The 16580-nt window shown below is 56.7% G+C and carries 23 protein-coding genes; 19 read left to right on the top strand and 4 right to left on the bottom strand.

The genetic code is table 11. The features are described 5' to 3' along the window. Nucleotides 1–113: 113 nt before the first annotated feature. The 10 genes from AC3YUO_RS06555 to AC3YUO_RS06510 all read left to right on the top strand — a co-directional run bounded on the left by AC3YUO_RS06555 (nt 114) and on the right by AC3YUO_RS06510 (nt 8605). Nucleotides 114–872 (top strand): DeoR/GlpR family DNA-binding transcription regulator, encoded by a 759-nt coding sequence (locus AC3YUO_RS06555; RefSeq protein WP_489962225.1) that lies wholly within the window; start codon nt 114–116, stop codon nt 870–872. A 169-nt stretch (nt 873–1041) separates the two neighbouring features. Further along, entirely contained in the window at nt 1042–1857 is an 816-nt protein-coding gene (gene phnX / locus AC3YUO_RS06550; protein WP_489962224.1) for a phosphonoacetaldehyde hydrolase, read from the top strand. Next, nucleotides 1854–2975 carry a phosphonoacetaldehyde reductase gene (locus tag AC3YUO_RS06545; RefSeq protein ID WP_489962223.1) on the top strand — a complete coding sequence of 374 codons (1122 nt, stop codon included), beginning with the start codon at nt 1854–1856 and terminating at the stop codon, nt 2973–2975. The genes phnX and AC3YUO_RS06545 overlap by 4 nt, the downstream gene beginning before the upstream one ends. A gap of 44 nt (nt 2976–3019) precedes the next feature. After that, complete coding sequence (locus AC3YUO_RS06540; protein ID WP_489962222.1) at nt 3020–3979, top strand: phosphate/phosphite/phosphonate ABC transporter substrate-binding protein; 960 nt, start codon at nt 3020–3022, stop codon at nt 3977–3979. Between the two features lie 26 nt (nt 3980–4005). Then, nucleotides 4006–4812: a phosphonate ABC transporter ATP-binding protein gene (phnC, locus tag AC3YUO_RS06535; protein WP_489962221.1), complete on the top strand. Its 807-nt coding sequence runs from the start codon at nt 4006–4008 to the stop codon at nt 4810–4812. After that, complete coding sequence (locus tag AC3YUO_RS06530) at nt 4781–5581, top strand: PhnE/PtxC family ABC transporter permease (RefSeq protein ID WP_118642100.1); 801 nt, start codon at nt 4781–4783, stop codon at nt 5579–5581. The genes phnC and AC3YUO_RS06530 overlap by 32 nt, the downstream gene beginning before the upstream one ends. Beyond that, entirely contained in the window at nt 5578–6420 is an 843-nt protein-coding gene (locus AC3YUO_RS06525; RefSeq protein ID WP_489962220.1) for a PhnE/PtxC family ABC transporter permease, read from the top strand. The genes AC3YUO_RS06530 and AC3YUO_RS06525 overlap by 4 nt, the downstream gene beginning before the upstream one ends. A 265-nt stretch (nt 6421–6685) precedes the next feature. Beyond that, on the top strand, nt 6686–7429 hold the full coding sequence (locus tag AC3YUO_RS06520) for an EFR1 family ferrodoxin (protein WP_489962219.1): 744 nt from the start codon (nt 6686–6688) through the stop codon (nt 7427–7429). A 13-nt stretch (nt 7430–7442) separates the two neighbouring features. Beyond that, complete coding sequence (locus AC3YUO_RS06515; RefSeq protein ID WP_489962218.1) at nt 7443–7889, top strand: hypothetical protein; 447 nt, start codon at nt 7443–7445, stop codon at nt 7887–7889. Then, on the top strand, nt 7886–8605 hold the full coding sequence (locus tag AC3YUO_RS06510; protein ID WP_489962217.1) for an alpha/beta fold hydrolase: 720 nt from the start codon (nt 7886–7888) through the stop codon (nt 8603–8605). Before AC3YUO_RS06515 ends, AC3YUO_RS06510 begins: the two co-directional genes overlap by 4 nt. 43 nt (nt 8606–8648) lie before the next feature. Here AC3YUO_RS06510 and AC3YUO_RS06505 read toward each other — a convergent pair whose 3' ends face one another. Genes AC3YUO_RS06505 through AC3YUO_RS06495 form a run of 3 tightly spaced genes read right to left on the bottom strand, consistent with a single transcriptional unit; the run spans nt 8649 to nt 10388 of the window. Further along, entirely contained in the window at nt 8649–9092 is a 444-nt protein-coding gene (locus AC3YUO_RS06505) for a GNAT family N-acetyltransferase (RefSeq protein WP_489962216.1), read from the bottom strand. Between the two features lie 9 nt (nt 9093–9101). Next, a complete protein-coding gene (locus tag AC3YUO_RS06500) occupies nt 9102–9851 on the bottom strand; it encodes a GNAT family N-acetyltransferase (protein ID WP_489962215.1) in 750 nt (249 codons plus the stop codon). A gap of 6 nt (nt 9852–9857) precedes the next feature. Beyond that, complete coding sequence (locus AC3YUO_RS06495; protein WP_489962214.1) at nt 9858–10388, bottom strand: dihydrofolate reductase family protein; 531 nt, start codon at nt 10386–10388, stop codon at nt 9858–9860. A 129-nt stretch (nt 10389–10517) separates the two neighbouring features. Between AC3YUO_RS06495 and AC3YUO_RS06490 the strand changes: the two genes are divergently transcribed. The 9 genes from AC3YUO_RS06490 (at nt 10518) to AC3YUO_RS06450 (ending at nt 15708) form a co-directional block, all read left to right on the top strand. Continuing rightward, the gene (locus tag AC3YUO_RS06490; RefSeq protein WP_489962235.1) at nt 10518–11426 is read left to right on the top strand and encodes a helix-turn-helix transcriptional regulator; all 909 of its coding nucleotides are present in this window, start codon (nt 10518–10520) and stop codon (nt 11424–11426) included. 1 nt (nt 11427) lies between these two features. Further along, nucleotides 11428–11748: a TfoX/Sxy family protein gene (locus AC3YUO_RS06485; protein ID WP_489962213.1), complete on the top strand. Its 321-nt coding sequence runs from the start codon at nt 11428–11430 to the stop codon at nt 11746–11748. 2 nt (nt 11749–11750) lie between these two features. Continuing rightward, nucleotides 11751–12386 carry a GyrI-like domain-containing protein gene (locus AC3YUO_RS06480; protein ID WP_489962212.1) on the top strand — a complete coding sequence of 212 codons (636 nt, stop codon included), beginning with the start codon at nt 11751–11753 and terminating at the stop codon, nt 12384–12386. After that, nucleotides 12383–12940, top strand: coding sequence for a DUF3795 domain-containing protein (locus AC3YUO_RS06475; RefSeq protein ID WP_489962211.1), 558 nt, complete (start codon nt 12383–12385; stop codon nt 12938–12940). The genes AC3YUO_RS06480 and AC3YUO_RS06475 overlap by 4 nt, the downstream gene beginning before the upstream one ends. Nucleotides 12941–12944: 4 nt before the next feature. Then, nucleotides 12945–13340, top strand: a complete 396-nt coding sequence (locus AC3YUO_RS06470; protein WP_489962210.1) for an SRPBCC family protein — start codon at nt 12945–12947, stop codon at nt 13338–13340. A gap of 83 nt (nt 13341–13423) precedes the next feature. After that, nucleotides 13424–13939 (top strand): helix-turn-helix domain-containing protein, encoded by a 516-nt coding sequence (locus AC3YUO_RS06465; protein WP_489962209.1) that lies wholly within the window; start codon nt 13424–13426, stop codon nt 13937–13939. 102 nt (nt 13940–14041) lie between these two features. Next, entirely contained in the window at nt 14042–14401 is a 360-nt protein-coding gene (locus AC3YUO_RS06460; protein ID WP_489962208.1) for a dihydropteridine reductase, read from the top strand. Nucleotides 14402–14420: 19 nt separating this feature from the next. Next, nucleotides 14421–15020 carry a TetR/AcrR family transcriptional regulator gene (locus AC3YUO_RS06455; protein ID WP_489962207.1) on the top strand — a complete coding sequence of 200 codons (600 nt, stop codon included), beginning with the start codon at nt 14421–14423 and terminating at the stop codon, nt 15018–15020. Nucleotides 15021–15342: 322 nt separating this feature from the next. Beyond that, on the top strand, nt 15343–15708 hold the full coding sequence (locus AC3YUO_RS06450; RefSeq protein ID WP_489962206.1) for a hypothetical protein: 366 nt from the start codon (nt 15343–15345) through the stop codon (nt 15706–15708). Nucleotides 15709–15805: 97 nt separating this feature from the next. Here AC3YUO_RS06450 and AC3YUO_RS06445 read toward each other — a convergent pair whose 3' ends face one another. Beyond that, nucleotides 15806–16564 (bottom strand): MerR family transcriptional regulator, encoded by a 759-nt coding sequence (locus AC3YUO_RS06445; protein ID WP_489962205.1) that lies wholly within the window; start codon nt 16562–16564, stop codon nt 15806–15808. Between the last annotated feature and the right edge of the window lie 16 nt (nt 16565–16580).

Raw genomic sequence — 16580 nt, 5'->3', positions numbered from 1 at the left:
GTGGCCAAAACCTGTTAAGGAGATATGGCTGACGCTGCGAACCTTTTCTTGCAGGCTGCTGTAATCTGCGGTATACTTGAAACAAATACCGCAAAAAGGAGAATTGTTTCATTATGTTGTATAATGAACGTGCGGAACTAATCTTACAGCAACTCCAACTTCAGTCCACAGTAAAGGTAGCGGAACTGAGCCAGCTTTTACAGGTTTCGGTGGATACTGTCCGCCGTGATCTAAAAAATATGGAGCAGGAAGGCCGGATCAAATACATTCGGGGCGGTGCCTGCCTGCCGGAAGACCGGAATTCTTTTTCCAACTTTACCGGCCGTGAAATCATCCACAGTGAGCTGAAGCGGGAGGCTGCCCGCAAGGCTGTGTCATTGATTAGTGAAGGAGATGTGGTTGCTCTTAACTCCGGAACAACCAACACGGTATTGGCACAGGAGCTGGTTGGTCTGAATCTCAAATTTACCGTGGTGACCAACAACTACGCGGCACTCAGTGTCCTGATGCAAAATCCTTCCATCCGGCTGATTGCCGTTGGCGGCACGATGGATCCTCTGGAGCGCTCCACCTATGGAACAGTGTGTGAACAGGAGTTTGCTGTCTACCGACCGGATCTGGCCTTTCTCTCCATCAACGCTGTCAACTATCAGGATGGCTATACCGATTTCCGTTTGGATGAGATCGGCGTGATTCGGATTCTGGCTCAAAACTCCCGCAGGGTAATCGCAGTGATGGACTCCAGCAAGCTGGGGCAGTGTTCCAAATGTATGGTGCTTTCCCCAGAGCAGGTGGATTTGTTGCTGATGGATGACCATATTCCCCCCGAAGTGAAGGAAAAATATCGGAGCAAAGGCATTGAGATTCAGTAAAAAATATTGATATGTAAAAACCGCAGGATCAAGCCTGCGGTTTTTTGCGCTATTTTTTACATACATTTGGTATGGACATGCTTGTTTTTGCTGTATTATGCCGTTTATAATTTGGCTGTAATCACAAATAACAGCATAAAGCAGCAGACAAAAGCAAGGAGTGTTAGACATGGCGGAAATGAACCGCATTCAGATGGTTGTATTTGACTGGGCCGGAACCACCACGGACTACGGAGGCGTGGCACCCAGCGTGGTATTTGACCGCGTGTTTCGGGAGGAAGGGATTGTCCTGACCAAGGAGGAGATTAACGCACCTATGGGCATGGAGAAAAAAGCCCACATTCGTGCGCTGCTTACCTCCCCCTCCGGAGACCGGCAGTGGAAAGAGCGGTATGGCGCAAGTTGGACCGAGCAGGATGTGGAGCGGCTGTATGAAAAATTTGAAGGCATCCTGTACCAGATGGTGGCAGAGTACAGCGTTCCCATCCCCGGTGTGGTGGAGACTGTCCGCCAGCTGCGGGAGAAGGGACTGAAAATTGGTTCCACCACGGGCTACACCTCCCAGATGATGGAGCAGGTGCTGCCCCGGGCAGCGGAGCTGGGCTATAAGGCCGACTGCGTGGTGACTCCTGATGTAACCGGCGCCAGCCGTCCCACTCCGTTCATGCTCTACGAGTGTATGCGCCGGCTGAACGTGTATCCGCCCCGTACTGTAGTAAAAGTGGGCGACACGGTGGTGGACATCCTGGAAGGAAAGAACGCCGGGACCTGGAGCATCGGCATTCTCACCGGTTCCAACCTGCTGGGGCTGACCCGGGCCGAGTATGAGGCCATGGATCCGGAGGAGTTGGCGCAGCGCAAGCAAAAGGCAGCAGAGCGCTACACAGAGGCAGGCGCCGACCTGGTCATCGACTCCATCCGGGACCTGCCCGCCGCACTGGCGGAACTGGAGCGCCGCATGGCAGAACAGGAGGCAGCACGTTGAACCGATACTACAATCCCGTCCAGACCATCGAGGGAGCCGGCTGCACGGCGGAGCTGACCGGGCTGCTGGAAAGCATGGGGCTGGCACGGCGGAATGTTCTCCTGTTGGTGTGGAGCGAGGCGGTTCTGGACCTGCCCGCCTTCTCTAGCCTGTCCAACGCTGGTTTCACTGTTCACTGCCAGGTATTTCGGGCCTCCAATCCCACGGTGGAACAGCTCTTTGAAACCTATCAGGCCACCAGAGACTTTGCCCCGGAGGCAGTGGTGGCCGTGGGCGGCGGCAGCATTATGGATGTGGGAAAATCCCTGTGCTGCCTGTACGGAAAAGAGCTGTCCAACGCAGACGACCTGCGGCGGCTGATTGAGGAAAAGAACTACGGCCGGCCCTCCACCCGGTGGATTGGCGTACCCACCACGGCGGGTACGGGCAGCGAGGTTACCTGCTGGGCCACCATTTGGGACCCGGAAAAGGACGCCAAGCGCTCGATAGAATGCCGTGAGAATTACGCCTTTGCTGCCCTGGTGGACCCGGAGCTGGCAGCGGGAATGCCGTTGCCGCTGGCCGTGTCCTCCGCCCTGGATGCAGCGGCCCACGCCATTGAAAGCTATTGGGCCAGAGGAACCAACGCCGTGTCCCGTGGCCTGGCGCTGGAGGCCATCCGCACAATTATGGGCGGCATGGACGGCCTTTTGGCAGGAACCATGGAGGCCCACGACGCTACGGCCCGGGGCAGCATGATGGCTGGGCTGGCCTTCAGCAATACCAAGACCACCGCCTGCCACTCCATCTCCTACCCGTTGACCATGCACTGCGGCATCCCCCATGGCGCGGCAGTGAGCATGCTGCTGGGGCCGGTGTTCCGGCTCAATGCCCCGGCGATTGCCCAGCCCGGCCCTCTGCTGGATGCTCTGGGCGTCTCCAGCCCGGAAGCGCTGGAGACAAAAATCCGGGATATTCTGGGCCGCTCCGGCCAGCCCGCCACTCTGTCGGCGTGGGGCGCACAGCGGGAAGACCTGCCTCGTTTGGCTCAGCTGGGCATCACCAAGGGACGGGCGGACAACAATCCGGTTCCTATTGACGTGGAGACAATCCTCTCCATTTTGGAGCAGATATATTGAGACCAAATCAAATCAGACAAAATCAAAGAAGGAGCTTACATCACATGAACATCAATAAGAAGGTTTTGTCCTTGACTCTGTCCGCCGTGATGGCGGTCTCCCTGCTGGCCAGCTGCGGCACCTCTGGGGGCAGCGATACGCCGGATGCCTCCGGCAGCCAGAGCTCCAACCCCGGCGGCGAGGACGGGGTGTTCACCATCGCCTACGCCCCCAACGAATCCACCGCCGAGAGCGCGGATGCCCGCAACGGTCTTGCCAAAGACCTGGGTGAGTTCCTGGGCTGCGAAGTGGAAGAAATCCAGGCCAGCGACTATAACGCCATTATCGAAGCTCTGCGTACCGGCAGCGCCGACATGGCCTACATGGGTTCTCAGGCTCTGGCCCTGGGCGTGGAGCGCACCGATCTGGATCCCATCGTCATGAAGGCAGAGGACGGCGACCCTGACAAGGCGATCTACCACTCTGTGTTCATCACCAACAGCGCCAACGATGACATCAACTCCATCGCGGACATCAAAGGCCGCACCATGGCCTTCGTGGATCCCGACTCCACCTCCGGCAACCTGGTGCCCACCGCGGAGATCATCAAGGCCTTCCCGGAGGACGAACTGAACTCCGATATGCTTCACACCAACGGTGACTTCTTTGAGGCGGTGAGTTTCTCCGGTTCCCGCCAGGCCGGTCTCCAGGCAGTGGTGAAGGGCGATGTGGATGTGGCTCCCATCTCCGACCAGATTCTGGCTTCTGAGATTGCTAACGGCAACGCCTCTGAGAGTGATGTAAAGATCATCCACGAGTCCGGCGCCATCCCCGCCGAGGCCATGGTGGTGGCCGAGCACGTGGACCAGGCGACCCGGGACAAGCTCACCGAGTTCCTTACCAGCTATGAGAACGAGGACTACTTTGCCGATGTCATCAAGGTCCCCAACGCCCGCTTCATCGAGTGCGATATGAGCGACTACGAAGCCATCATCGAGCTCAACAAGATTATCAACGAGTTTTAAGCGGCAAGACGCACAGGAGGAACAATATGGAACCGATCCTACGATTTGACAATGTATCCAAGCACTACCCCAACGGTGTGCACGCACTGAAAGGCGTCTCCTTTGAGGTGGCAGAGGGGGAGTTTATCTCCGTCATCGGCCCCTCCGGGTCGGGAAAATCCACCCTTCTGCGCGCCATTAACCGCCTGATCTCCATCAACGGCGGCACCGTCTGGCTGGACGGCCAGGCGGTTTCCGCCCAGCGTGGAACGGCGCTGCGGCAGCTGCGTCGCAAGGTGGGCATGATTTTTCAGAATTACAACCTGGTTTACAGCCTGTCCGTGCTGCAAAATGTCCTTCACGGACGGCTGGGCTATATGGGCGGACTCAAGGGTGTGTTCGGCCTATACAGCGAAGAGGACAAGCAGGAGGGACTGGATCTTCTGAAGGAGCTGGGGCTGGAGGAGTTTGCCTATAACCGGGCCAGTGACCTGTCGGGCGGTCAGAAACAGCGGGTTGGCATCGCCCGGGCCATCATGCAGCAGCCCAAGCTGCTGCTGTGCGACGAGCCCATCGCCTCCCTGGACCCCTCCAGCGCCAAGACCATCATGGACCTGCTCAAGAGCATGACCCAGAAACGGAACATCGCCTGCATCGTTAACCTCCACCAGCTGGATGTGGCCCTGAAGTACTCCACCCGGATCATCGGCCTGTCCAAGGGCGAAATTGTGTTTGACGGCAGGCCGGAGGAACTGGACGACGCCACCATTGAGCGGATCTACGGTACCTCCCGAAACAATCTGATGATCGGAGGACACGGTGATGACCAAACGAATTCCGCTCATTGCGCGTGATTTAAAACGGCTCTATACCGGGTTCCTGCTGGCAGCTGTGGCACTGTTTCTGCTTTGCAGCTATCTGACGGAGTTTAATCCTATGGTGCTGGTGGCCAATGGGGACGCTTTCTGGGAATTCATCACAGAGGATTTCCTCCCCCCTGCCCTGCCCCCCGCCAGCCGGATTCCCGGTATCTTTTCCAGTGTACTGGTGACTCTGGCACTGGCCATGTCCGCCACCACAGTGGCAGCCATCCTGGCCTTCTTCGTGGCTCTGTTCGGCAGTGAAAAGGTCTCCCCCTTCCCCCGCTTTGCCAAAGTGGTTCGGGGCTTTGCCACCTTCCTGCGCAACATTCCCGCCTTGGTGTGGGCCTTTATCCTGTTTTCCTCCCTGGGCATCGGCACCGGTGTGGGCTTTGTGGCCCTGTGCATCACCAGCTTTGCCTTCATGGTTCGGGCCTTTGTGGAGACCATGGAGGATGTGTCCCAGGACTGCGTGGAGAGCCTCCAGGCGGTGGGAGCCACCTTTCCCCAGCGGGTGGCCCAGGCTATCCTACCCTCCTGTCTGAGTGGTTTTCTCTCCTGGTTCCTCTACTGCGTGGAGGTCAATATTCGCGCCTCCACCATCGTGGGAATGGTAGGCGGCGGCGGTGTAGGCCTGACGCTATTCTCCTACATCAAGAGCTTCCACTACGATATCGCCCTCTCGATCATCCTGCTGATTGCCGCTATGGTCATCGTGGTGGACCAGATCACCGGGAAACTGCGGAAGGAGCTGTTAAAATGAACGCTGAAATGGTGAAATACGCCTCCGGTACCGCGGCTCGGCCGGCACGGAGCGAGCGGACAAAGATTCCGGTAAAGTGCCGCCGGCGCAACCGGTTTATTCCGGCCTTTCTGGCGGGGACTGCGGTGCTGTCCATCCTCAGTCTGCTGTATCTGGACATCGACTGGGCCAAGATGGCTTCCCGGGTACCGGACATCGGGCTCGTTTTCTGGGACCTTTTTCACCTGGACTTTTCCAACATGGACCTGATCTTCTCGTCCCTGGTGGAGACCATTTCCATTGCGGTACTCTCTCTGCTTTACAGCCTGATACTGGGCATCCTGTTCGGAATGCTGGCGGCCCGGAATATTTTCCGTCTGCCCTGGCTGTCGGTGCTGACTCAATCCTTCTTTACCTTCCTGCGGGCGGTACCCACGCCTGTGTGGGTACTCCTGATGCTGGTGTGCCTCGGCATGGGGCCGGAGGCCGGCGTGGCGGGTCTGTGCGTTCACACCACTGCCTTCTTCACCAAATCCTTTGCTCAGAGCTTTGAAAGTATACCGGATGAAACCATCGAGGCCCTGGAGGTCACCGGCGCCAGCCGCCTGTCTATCTTTGTCAACGCGGTGCTGCCCGCCGCCCTGTCCCAAATCGTGGCCTGGGCCGGAATGCGCCTGGAGACCAATTTCTCCGAGTGCGCTATTCTGGGCATGGTGGGCGCCGGCGGTGTAGGCTACGTCATCTCCAACAGCCTCCAGGGCTACGACTACGGCACCGCCGGTGTGGCTATTCTGCTGGTGTTCCTGGTGGCCTACGGCATCGAGCGGTTCTTCGTTCGGGTCAAGAAAAAATTCTACTAAAAATCTGGCAAAATTACATTTCATTTAAAAACAGCAAACAGGCTTACCGGAGGTATCTCTCAACCAGTAAGTCTGTTTGCTGTTCTTTCATGTGGAATACTGCGACAGACCCATCTTATTTTACTACGATGCCATGTGCCGCGCCTGTCAATGTCCTTTTGATGACGATCATTGACAGGTCAGGATACTGACGGTATGATAGGGCCATCTGACCCTTATATTTAAAACGAACTGCCGTGGCAGGCAGAGGAAGAGAGCGCAAAAGATGATTTTCTATTTTTCTGGAACAGGTAACTCGGCGTGGGCGGCCCGTCATCTGGCCTCCCTCACCGGCGACGAAGCCTATGATATTACCAACCTGAACGAGCTGCCGGATATGGAGGAGGTCAAACAGATCGGTTTTTTCTTTCCGGTCTATGCCTGGGGCGTACCGGAGATCATGGTGAACTTTGTGAAGAAGCTCCCAAAGCCTCAAGCCTTCTCCTTCGGTGTCTGCACCTGCGGCGGAGATGCCGGACTGGCCATGAAGCAGTTTTCCAAACTGTACCATCTGGACAGCAGCTATAGCTTGCTGATGCCAAACAACTACATCATCGGCTCTGATATCGATAATGAGAGCGAGATTCTCCAGAAAATCGCCGCAGCCCGTGAAGAGCTTGACCGGATTTCCCAGGAGCTCCGGCGGCAGGTACGGGTATACCGGGTCCATGAGGGGGCGCTGGCTGGGCTGAAGTCCCATCTCGTCAACTTTGGGTTCAACAAATTTGCCCGAAGCGCAAAATCGTTCTTTGCCGAGGATAGCTGCAACGGATGCGGCCAGTGTGCCAGGAACTGTCCTGCGTCCGCCATTTCCCTCCAGGATGGGAAGCCGGTATGGGCGGCCCAATGCTACCAGTGCCTGCGCTGCATCAACGAATGTCCCAAGCAGGCCATCCAATACGGAAAGGCCACAGCCGGACGGCGCCGCTACACCATCCGGGCCTATCTGCCCCAGGACGAGCAAATCTGAGGAGCACAGGAACATGGATCTTTTGTCAATCGCAATTATCGTTTTTATCATTATGGAGTCGGCCAATGTGGCCATCCTCTACTTCTGTCCAGGAAGCCGTCTGGGAAACGGCGTAGCTGTATTCAACGCCTATTTCAACCCCCTGAGTGAGGAGCAGCGGCTGTTCACCTCTTATCTGGTGAACTGGGTGGCCGGTGTGAAGCTGATTTTCATCTTCCTGTTGGCGGTGATCCTGATTATCGGTACGGAGCAAGTAAAGCTTTGGGCGGTGGTAGCCATGATCCTGTCCATTGCCACCTACTTCTGGCGGCTGCATCCCACTATCAAAAAGCTGGATGCCATGGGCTGTATCACGCCCAAGGGTTATTCCAAGGCGCTGGGCTGGATGATCACCGGGTTCCTCATTATGTTCACCCTGGCCTTGATCGGGCATATTCTGGTGGGGGTGATTGCAGCATGAGTGCGAATCGAGTGTCCCGGCGCAAAAAATGGCTCATCGCCGGAGGAGTTGTTCTTCTGCTCCTGGCCGTTCTGGCAGGGGTGTTTTTCTGGTATGTGTCTGACTACTACCGAGCGGAGGATGTGGCCCTTGAGGTGTTGGCTCAGGACAGCGGTATCACAGTGCAGGACAATCTGACCATCCTCTCCCCTTCTTCCCCCACCGATACCGCCATCATTTTCTATCCCGGCGCCAAGGTGGAAGCCGAAGCCTATCTGCCTCTGCTGGATCAGATCCGGCAGACCGGCGTCGCCTGCATTTTGGTACATATGCCTTTCCACATGGCGATTTTTGATTCCGACGCGGCGGAAGCGGTCATCGCTCAGTTCCCTGAATTCCAGCATTGGTATATTGCCGGGCACTCCATGGGCGGCGCCATGGCTTCCAAGTTTGCCTCAGACCATCCTGACCAGGTAGATGGGCTCATCCTGATGGGTGCCTACATCTACGGCGATTATCCGGATGAGAAGACTTTGACCATTTACGGTTCCCTCAATCAGAGCGTGGAGGACCACATCGACTACACGGAGAACATTGTGGAGATTGAGGGCGGCAACCACGCCCAATTCGGCAACTATGGCCCCCAGAAGGGGGACCTTCCGGCTACCATCTCTGCGGAGGAGCAGCAGGCCCAGACAGTAGAGGCCATCCAAGCTTTCCTTGCACAAAGAAAATAAGCACAGTGAACAGAAAGCGGAGTGCCCAAGGGCACTCCGCTTTTCACATCTCTCTTTGCAGATACACCATATCCACCAGCCGAACCCCGCACTCGTAGATGGGGTGGTCATAGTAGTCGGTGAAAAAGTTCTTGACCAGATGGTGCCTGCGAAAGCCGCAGGCTTCATAAAACGGGATGGTGGAGGGGCTGTCCCCGGTGCCCACCTGCAGCACGGTATACCGCTCTTTATAGGTTCGCACAAGGAAGTCCACCAGGGTCTTCCCATAGCCTTTGCCCTGACAGTCCGGTTTTACAGCAATGTTTTTCAGTTCCAGGAGGCCGCCGCCCTCGTCCGTGACCACACATTCAGCCTTGACTCCGCCGTCCTCCAGCACATACATGGTTCCACGTTCCAAATAGCGGTCGATCATGTCCTCCTGCTCGTCCGCCAACAGAAGCAACTCCAGGTACTGCTTTTTATTGGTTTCCACTTTTCTAATTTCCATGGGCGCACCTTACTTTTTCAGGAGCCGCTTCAGCGCGGCGGCATCCAGCAGATTCACCGTCACGAACTTCCCCCTATAAAATACCGCCCAGTTGTTGAACACACAGGGCAAAGATTTGGCCTTTTCCCGCGTATCCACCGGAATGAGGGTACAGGGTGCCTCCAGCTCCTGACAGGTCTTGCGCACCAGTTCTACGCTTTGATGGATGTAGGGACACTGGGCACTATAATAGATGGTCAATCCCTGATGTTCAATCTCCAACCGCTTGGCATTCTTTGCAAAGCGAGGCGTGGTTCCATCAAAGGAGAGGGCCAGCAGCCGGTAACCATCCGGAGTAGTATCCACCATTTCAAACCCATATGTTTCCGCGAAGCCCTGGTCCGAGAGCCAGGCCTTTTGCTTTTCTGCACCCAGCATGCACACGCCGGATTTCCCCTTGGACTTGGCGTCGGCCAGGCAGTACTCCATCAGCTGCCTGCCGTAGCCCTTGCCCTTGAATTCTCCGTTGACCCACAGGCAGTAGAGGTAGAGATAGTTTTCTCCCTCCACCGGTACCCAGGCCGTCTCCAGCGGAGCGTATTCAATGAACACCACACCCTTGGCATCCAGCTTGCGGAACACATGGCCTTCACCGAGCCGCTCTCTGAGCCAGGCCCGCTTGGCCTCCACACCTGGGTGGGGCTTCTTGCTGCGGATGATGCAGCACAGGTGCTCCTGGGCCAGATTATCTTCTGTCAGATTGATAAATTGATCACGCATCGCTTATCACCGCTTTTCGTATACCAGATCCACGATCCCGTTCCAATGTTCCGTTCCCACCAGCTTCAGCGGCAGTTCCTGAGGCAACTCCGGAAACAGCCGCACGCCCTTGCCCAGCACAGTGGGGATGAGCGACAGCCACAGCTTATCAATGCGGCCCTCTTTCAGCAGCTGCCCAGCCACGGACGCGCCGCCGCAGATCCAGATATTGCCCTCGTGCTCCCCTTTCAGCTTGTCCACCAAGTCAGTCAGCTCCCCATTCCAGAAGAAAATGTTCTTCTGATCCGCTTCCTGCCGGTGGGTCACTACATAACAGGGTCGGCCTTCATAGGGCCAGCTGTCCGGAGAGAGCTCCGTGACGAGCTGATAATAGGTAGTCCAGCCCATGACGATGGCGTCCACCGTATTCAAAAATGCCGGGTAACTGCCGGGGGCTTCCGGCTCGCTGCTGTCGCCCACCAGCCAGTCTACGCCGCCCTGTTCGTCCGCAATATACCCGTCCACACTCATGGCGAGATATAACACAATCTGTCCCATAACCATTTCCTCCATTGCCCCTATTGTACCCAAGAGTCGTAAAAAGAACAAGGCAAAAAGAAACATGACAGACAGTTGTCCGGTTCCTGTGCTATAATGCAGACAGAAATGCGAAAGGCGGTAGTTTCCATGAAGATGGAGCGGCTTATCGGCATTCTGTCCATCCTGCTTCAACGGGAAAAGGTCACCGCCCCGGAGCTGGCGGAGCAGTTCGAGGTGTCCCGCCGGACCATCCAGCGGGACATCGAGTCCCTGTGCCGGGCAGGCATTCCCATCTCTACCGCCCAGGGCGCGGGGGGCGGCATCTCCATCATGGAGGGCTACCGGGTGGACCGCACCGTGCTCACCGATCCGGAGATGCAGGCCATCCTGGCAGGGCTGCGGAGCCTGGACAGTGTCAGCGGCACCCGGCGCTATGCCCTTTTGATGGAGAAGCTGTCCGCCGGGACAGGCGGACTGGTACCCGGCGGCGCCCACATGCTCATCGACCTCTCCTCCTGGTACAAGACCAGCCTGCCGCCGAAAATCGAGCTGATTCAGGGCGCCATCGAGCATCACCATACCATCCGTTTTACCTATTTTTCCCCAAAAGAGGAGTCGGTGCGCACCGTGGATCCCTACTATCTGGTGTTCCACTGGTCCACCTGGTATGTGTGGGGGTGGTGCCGGATGCGGAAGGATTTCCGTCTTTTTAAGCTCAACCGCATGACGGAGCTTACCACCAGCGAACCATTTATCCCTCATTCCGCACCGCTGCCCAACTTGGAGCCGGAGCGGGTCTTTCCAGTCAAATATCAGGTCACCGTGCTCTTTGACCCTACCTGCCGTTGGCGGCTGGTGGAGGAATACGGCGCAGACCGCTTTACCGCAGAGCCGGACGGCAAACTGCGCTTTACCGGAGGCTTTCCCGATGGAGACAGTGTACTCAGCTGGGTGTTGACCTTTGGGGACAAGGCAGAGCTGCTGGAACCGCAGGAATTGCGGGAACAGCTTGGAAATTTGACCAAAACATTGGCCGACCGTTACAAGGGGGATTGATATGGCATCTCATAAGGACTTCGTGGACTATGTGGCCGAGCAGCTGCGGGAGGCTGGAGCTATCCGCAGCCGGAAGATGTTCGGCGAATACGGCCTCTACTGCAACGATGTGTTTTTCGCTGTTATCTGCGACGATCAGTTTTTTGTAAAGGTCACTCCGGCGGGCGAAGCGGCGTTCCCCACTCTGCCCAAGGCACCTCCCTATGAGGGGGCCAAAGATTACATCTGGGTGGAAGACGTGGATGACCGGGACACCATGACCGCCCTCACCCGCCTCACCTGTCTGGCTCTTCAGAACCAACCCAAGAAAGGACGGAACTGACCATGGCCTTTGACTACAAGAAAGAGTACAAGGAATTCTATCTGCCCCCCAGGACACCGGACATCGTCACCGTGCCCGCCATGAACTTTCTGGCCGTGCGGGGTCATGGTGATCCCAACGAGGAGGATGGCGCATACAAGAAGGCCCTGGGGATGCTCTATGCCGTGGCTTTTACCATCAAAATGAGCAAGCTGGGCAAACACAAGCTGGAGGGCTACTTTGACTATGTGGTGCCGCCCCTGGAAGGCCTGTGGTGGCAGGAGGATATCCACGGGGTGGACTACACCCAGAAGAAGGACTTTCAGTGGATCTCCCTCATCCGCCTGCCGGAATTCGTGACAAAAGAGGCCTTTGACTGGGCCATCCGGGAGGCCACGGAAAAGAAACAGCAGGACTTCTCCCCGGTGGAGTTCTTCTCCTGGGAGGAGGGGCTGTGCGTCCAGTGCATGCACATCGGCCCTTACGACGACGAGCCCGCCACCGTGTCCGCAATGGCGGAATACGCCAAGGCCAAGGGTTTCGAAGAGGATTTTGGTGAAGACCGCTTCCACCACGAAATTTATTTAAGCGATGTACGACGGTGCAAGCCGGAGCGGCTGAAAACGGTGATCCGGCACCCAATCAGGAGGATATTATGAAAGGCTTTACCCGTACAGAAACCCGTTTCTCCCTGTGCGGCCTCAACTGCGCCCTGTGCTCCATGCACCTGGGCGACTACTGTCCCGGCTGCGGCGGCGGGGCGGGCAACCAGAGCTGTCCGATAGCCAAATGCTCTCTGGAGCACGGCGGCGTTCCGTTTTGCTGGGAATGCCCGGAGTATCCCTGTCCTCGCTATGAGGGCTTCGACGATGGGGATTCCTTTGTCCCGCACCGGAACCGACAGCAGGATATTGCCCAGGCCGAGGAACTGGGGTTGGACACTTACCTTGCCCAGCTGGAGGAAAAACGGTCAATTCTGAATGAACTTCTGGCCCATTACAACGATGGCCGCCGCAAGACCTTTTTCAGCACAGCGGTCTATCTCCTGCCTCTGGAGGATTTGCGCTCCGTGATGGCCGCTCTGGACAGCCAGCCGGAGCTGGGCGAACAGCCGATTAAGAGTCGTGCCCTCGCTGCCGTGGAACTGCTTCAGGAAGCGGCGGATTGCCGGGGCATCAGCCTGAAACTCAACAAGAAATCAAAGAAGGGGTGATCCCATGGCCACGTCTAAAGTGACCGTCCATTTTTCCTGCCCGGTGGACCGGGTATGGCAAGCCGTGACCGACCTTGCCCACACCGCCTGGCGCAGCGATTTGGCCTGGGTGGAAGTTTTGGATGAAACCCGTTTTGTAGAGCACACCAAAAGCGGCTATGCCACAAACTTCACCGTCACGGCCTGTGAGCCACTCCGCTTCTGGGCCTTTACCATGGAGAACGGCAACATGTCCGGCTCCTGGGAAGGGATTTTCGAGGCGGCAGAGGGCGGTACCCGGCTCCATTGCACTGAGACCGTCAATGCCAAGCACTGGTGGATGCTCCCCTTTGTCCCCGGCTATCTGAAGCGGCAGCAAATGCTGTATCTGGACGATTTGCGGAAGGAATTGCTGAAATAGGCCGTGTTAATCTGCGTTGCTTGCAGCAACGGGCCGTTCTCCCTACAATGGCGGTAACACCTGAGCGAAAGGAGTTATCCCTCATGTTAAGCGAAAACATAAAAACAATCCGGAAATCAAAAGGGCTTTCCCAACAGGAGCTTGCCGTAAAACTGAATGTGGTGCGGCAAACGGTCTCCAAATGGGAGCAAGGACTGTCTGTCCCGGATTCCGATCTGTTAATCGCCCTGTCGGAGGCCCTGGAGACGCCTGTGAGCACGCTGCTGGGAGAGACGGTGGCGGAATCGGAGGTAGATACGGTCAAAGCACTCTCCGAAAAACTGGAGATCATCAACTTACAGTTTGCACGGAGAACGGCAATGCGAAAAGCGTTCCTTCATTGGTCGCTGATCGCATTATGCGCGGTTATCGTGGCAATCTCAGCGGCCTTGGTCGTAGTCAATAGTCCTTACTTGGGTTGGGACTTTCGTGATCCGGAACTTGCCGTTGTCGGCACGTTTTTTCACGCATTTGAATGGCTGTTTGTCCGGTTGGCCCCCATTGTACTGCTCGCGGCACTTGTTGGAATCGGTTTAACAAGAAAAAATCATAAGCTTTGAATTCAGCACAAATTGAAAACTGTGTTGTTCTCTTTTGTCTCAACACCCCTTATGATCACATCAGCAGCTGCGAAGAATTGAGTATAAGAGGAGAACATCACCATGAACACGGATAAAATTTTTGCGGAAGCCATTGCCAACGAATACGCCCCCAAGGACACCTCCAAGGTCGTCGCACTGAGAAAGCTGGATTGGAAGGCGAAGCGCTCAGCGACTGTCTTCGCTTATGGCTTCGGTATCGGGATGGCTCTAGTCCTTGGCCTGGGCATGTGTCTTTCCATGCAGGTAATCGGAAGTGGCGGCGTTCTGATGACGGGGGCCGGAGTCCTCCTGGGAATTCTGGGCATCGTCGGCGTGGGCCTGAACTATCCCGTCTACAAAAAGCTTCTCCGGACCGGCAAGGAAAAGTATGCCTTTGAAATCATGCAGCTGGCCCGGGAGATCAGCGAATCGGCAGAGTAACCCGCGAGGAGGGCGGCAGATGAACAAATCCGAAAGTAAATACTTTAATACCGCCCTGCGGATGGACGAGGCACTCCTGGCCCTGCTGGAGAAAAAGGATCTGGAATATATCACAGTGAAAGAGATCTGTCACCAGGCCGGTGTGAACCGGTCCACCTTTTACCTGCACTATGAGACCATCGCCGACCTGGTGAACGAGGCATTGGAAATGATTAACCAGCGATTCCTCTCCTACTTTCCCCAGCAGGAAGAGGAAGTCCTGGGGAACATGGGCAGCTGTGCGCGGGAGGATCTGGTGTTGGTCACCCGGGAATATCTTCTCCCCTATCTCCGCTTCATCCGGGACAACAAAAAGGTCTATCGTGCGGCATTCCGGAATCCGGGCAGCATGCAGGCTCATACCCGATATAGGGAACTGAAGCAGCATATCCTCGGCCCCGTTCTGGAACGGTTTGAGATCCCCGCTGCCCGTCGCCCCTATTACATGGCCTACTATGTGGAGGGTATCATCGCTATCGTCAAGGAGTGGCTGCATCAGGACTGCGCGGACGAGGTGGAGACGATCGCCGACATCATTGAGTCCTGCGTGCGGCCCAGGGATGGAAGCGATGGGAAATAAGGACAGGGCTGCACGCTTGCTTCGGACCTGGCGGGAGGATTACATCGGTCAGACCTTTCTGAGCGCCGCTGCATCCTTGGGTGTCACAGCACTCTTCGCCCTATACCATGGATACTTGGGCCTTTGCTACGCTTCAGTGTGGCACGGGAGCATCGGCGTCTTTTATCTCCTGCTTGTGTCGATTCGGGGAACTGTTCTTCTCACGGAGAAGAGGAACCAGGCCCGGCACGCTGCAGAACAAATCCGCTGCCGCCGCCGGACCTTTCTCATTACTTCCGTACTGCTCCTAGTCATGGATGCTGCACTGATTTGGCCCATCACCATGATGGTGATACTAGACAAGCCGGTCTCCATAGGGCAAATTCCGGCCATTTCCATGGCGGCCTATACCACCTGGAAGATCACCATGGCCTCCATTCACATGGGACGACAGCGGCGCAGGGCCCGTGGAAACATTCTGGCCGCAGAGCTGCGGACGGTCAACTTCATTGATGCGTTGGTGGCGATTTTAACGCTGCAAAATACGCTGATCATGGTAAACCGGACAGCGGCGGCTGAAGATTCCATGCTGCCCGTGTCCGCCGCTTCCAGTGCCATCATCTATGTGGTGATTGTGTCCATCACCGTGCGGATGCTGGAAAAGAGTCTGAGACAAGCAGGTATACTCGCTCATGGGAAACAAACATAAAACCTCCCACGCTGTGTTGTCCTCTGGATAAACACAGCATGGGAGGTTTTCTTCTATGGGCCGCTCACCGGATGCAGGCCGGGATCTTCATCCATATTTACTTCACCCAGTGTACGACGGCATCCCGCAGGAAACGGGCGCAGCCGGGAAGGCGCTTATCATAGTAGGCGGTGAACCGCTCATCCATCACATATAGTTCCGCAATTCCCCGGTGCCTGGCCGGGTCGTACCGGTTCCCGGTGAGGGTGAGCCACCGGCGGTGGAGGGCGGTGATTTCCTTGCCCTCCTCGCTCTCCGGGGACAGCCCAACCTGGACGGCAGCCTCCAGCCGCTCCTGGATCTCCCGGTCCAGGTCTGTCCACTCCTGATACTGTTCCCGGCTCAGATTCATCACCGCGGCGTTGGCCTCGTCTACCTCTTGGTCGCCGTACTTGGCGCGGATTTCCGCTCCGTAAACTTCCTCATTATGGGCTACAGCCCGCTGCTTGAACGCCTCAAATTTCTGCTCGTCGCTCATGATCTCATTCCTTTCTTCCGCTCCGATGGTGTCTTTCACCGACCGGATGAGCTGCTCCAACCGCTCCCGCTCCGCCTCCAAAGCAGCCAGGTGGCTTCGCAGGGCGGCCAGACGGTCAAAGGAGGGATCGTCCAGACATTCCCTGATGCGGGCCAGCTCCACCCCGAGGGCCCGGTAATAGAGAATATCCTGCAATCGGTCCACCTCTGCCCTGCCGTAGTAGCGGTAGCCGCTCTCCGCCACCCGACTGGGCTTCAGCAGTCCGATCTGGTCGTACCAGCGCAGGGTGCGGGTGGTCACCCCGGACAGGCGCGACAGCTCCTGAATGGAATACTCCATAAACATCCCTTCCTGG

It is taken from the genome of Pseudoflavonifractor sp. HNCC25GI2 (genome assembly GCF_058136395.1).
Note: the sequence above shows the minus strand (reverse complement) of the source record. Positions and strands in the feature narration are given on the sequence as shown.

Excerpts from the sequence above, each read along its gene's own strand:
- AC3YUO_RS06555 (WP_489962225.1), top strand. The coding sequence starts at position 114 with ATGTTGTATAATGAACGTGCGGAACTAATCTTACAGCAACTCCAACTT.
- phnX (WP_489962224.1), top strand. The coding sequence starts at position 1,042 with ATGGCGGAAATGAACCGCATTCAGATGGTTGTATTTGACTGGGCCGGA.
- AC3YUO_RS06540 (WP_489962222.1), top strand. The coding sequence starts at position 3,020 with ATGAACATCAATAAGAAGGTTTTGTCCTTGACTCTGTCCGCCGTGATG.
- phnC (WP_489962221.1), top strand. The coding sequence starts at position 4,006 with ATGGAACCGATCCTACGATTTGACAATGTATCCAAGCACTACCCCAAC.
- AC3YUO_RS06530 (WP_118642100.1), top strand. The coding sequence starts at position 4,781 with ATGACCAAACGAATTCCGCTCATTGCGCGTGATTTAAAACGGCTCTAT.
- AC3YUO_RS06525 (WP_489962220.1), top strand. The coding sequence starts at position 5,578 with ATGAACGCTGAAATGGTGAAATACGCCTCCGGTACCGCGGCTCGGCCG.
- AC3YUO_RS06520 (WP_489962219.1), top strand. The coding sequence starts at position 6,686 with ATGATTTTCTATTTTTCTGGAACAGGTAACTCGGCGTGGGCGGCCCGT.
- AC3YUO_RS06515 (WP_489962218.1), top strand. The coding sequence starts at position 7,443 with ATGGATCTTTTGTCAATCGCAATTATCGTTTTTATCATTATGGAGTCG.
- AC3YUO_RS06510 (WP_489962217.1), top strand. The coding sequence starts at position 7,886 with ATGAGTGCGAATCGAGTGTCCCGGCGCAAAAAATGGCTCATCGCCGGA.
- AC3YUO_RS06505 (WP_489962216.1), bottom strand. The coding sequence starts at position 9,092 with ATGGAAATTAGAAAAGTGGAAACCAATAAAAAGCAGTACCTGGAGTTG.
- AC3YUO_RS06500 (WP_489962215.1), bottom strand. The coding sequence starts at position 9,851 with ATGCGTGATCAATTTATCAATCTGACAGAAGATAATCTGGCCCAGGAG.
- AC3YUO_RS06495 (WP_489962214.1), bottom strand. The coding sequence starts at position 10,388 with ATGGGACAGATTGTGTTATATCTCGCCATGAGTGTGGACGGGTATATT.
- AC3YUO_RS06490 (WP_489962235.1), top strand. The coding sequence starts at position 10,518 with ATGAAGATGGAGCGGCTTATCGGCATTCTGTCCATCCTGCTTCAACGG.
- AC3YUO_RS06485 (WP_489962213.1), top strand. The coding sequence starts at position 11,428 with ATGGCATCTCATAAGGACTTCGTGGACTATGTGGCCGAGCAGCTGCGG.
- AC3YUO_RS06480 (WP_489962212.1), top strand. The coding sequence starts at position 11,751 with ATGGCCTTTGACTACAAGAAAGAGTACAAGGAATTCTATCTGCCCCCC.
- AC3YUO_RS06475 (WP_489962211.1), top strand. The coding sequence starts at position 12,383 with ATGAAAGGCTTTACCCGTACAGAAACCCGTTTCTCCCTGTGCGGCCTC.
- AC3YUO_RS06470 (WP_489962210.1), top strand. The coding sequence starts at position 12,945 with ATGGCCACGTCTAAAGTGACCGTCCATTTTTCCTGCCCGGTGGACCGG.
- AC3YUO_RS06465 (WP_489962209.1), top strand. The coding sequence starts at position 13,424 with ATGTTAAGCGAAAACATAAAAACAATCCGGAAATCAAAAGGGCTTTCC.
- AC3YUO_RS06460 (WP_489962208.1), top strand. The coding sequence starts at position 14,042 with ATGAACACGGATAAAATTTTTGCGGAAGCCATTGCCAACGAATACGCC.
- AC3YUO_RS06455 (WP_489962207.1), top strand. The coding sequence starts at position 14,421 with ATGAACAAATCCGAAAGTAAATACTTTAATACCGCCCTGCGGATGGAC.
- AC3YUO_RS06450 (WP_489962206.1), top strand. The coding sequence starts at position 15,343 with ATGATGGTGATACTAGACAAGCCGGTCTCCATAGGGCAAATTCCGGCC.
- AC3YUO_RS06445 (WP_489962205.1), bottom strand. The coding sequence starts at position 16,564 with ATGGAGTATTCCATTCAGGAGCTGTCGCGCCTGTCCGGGGTGACCACC.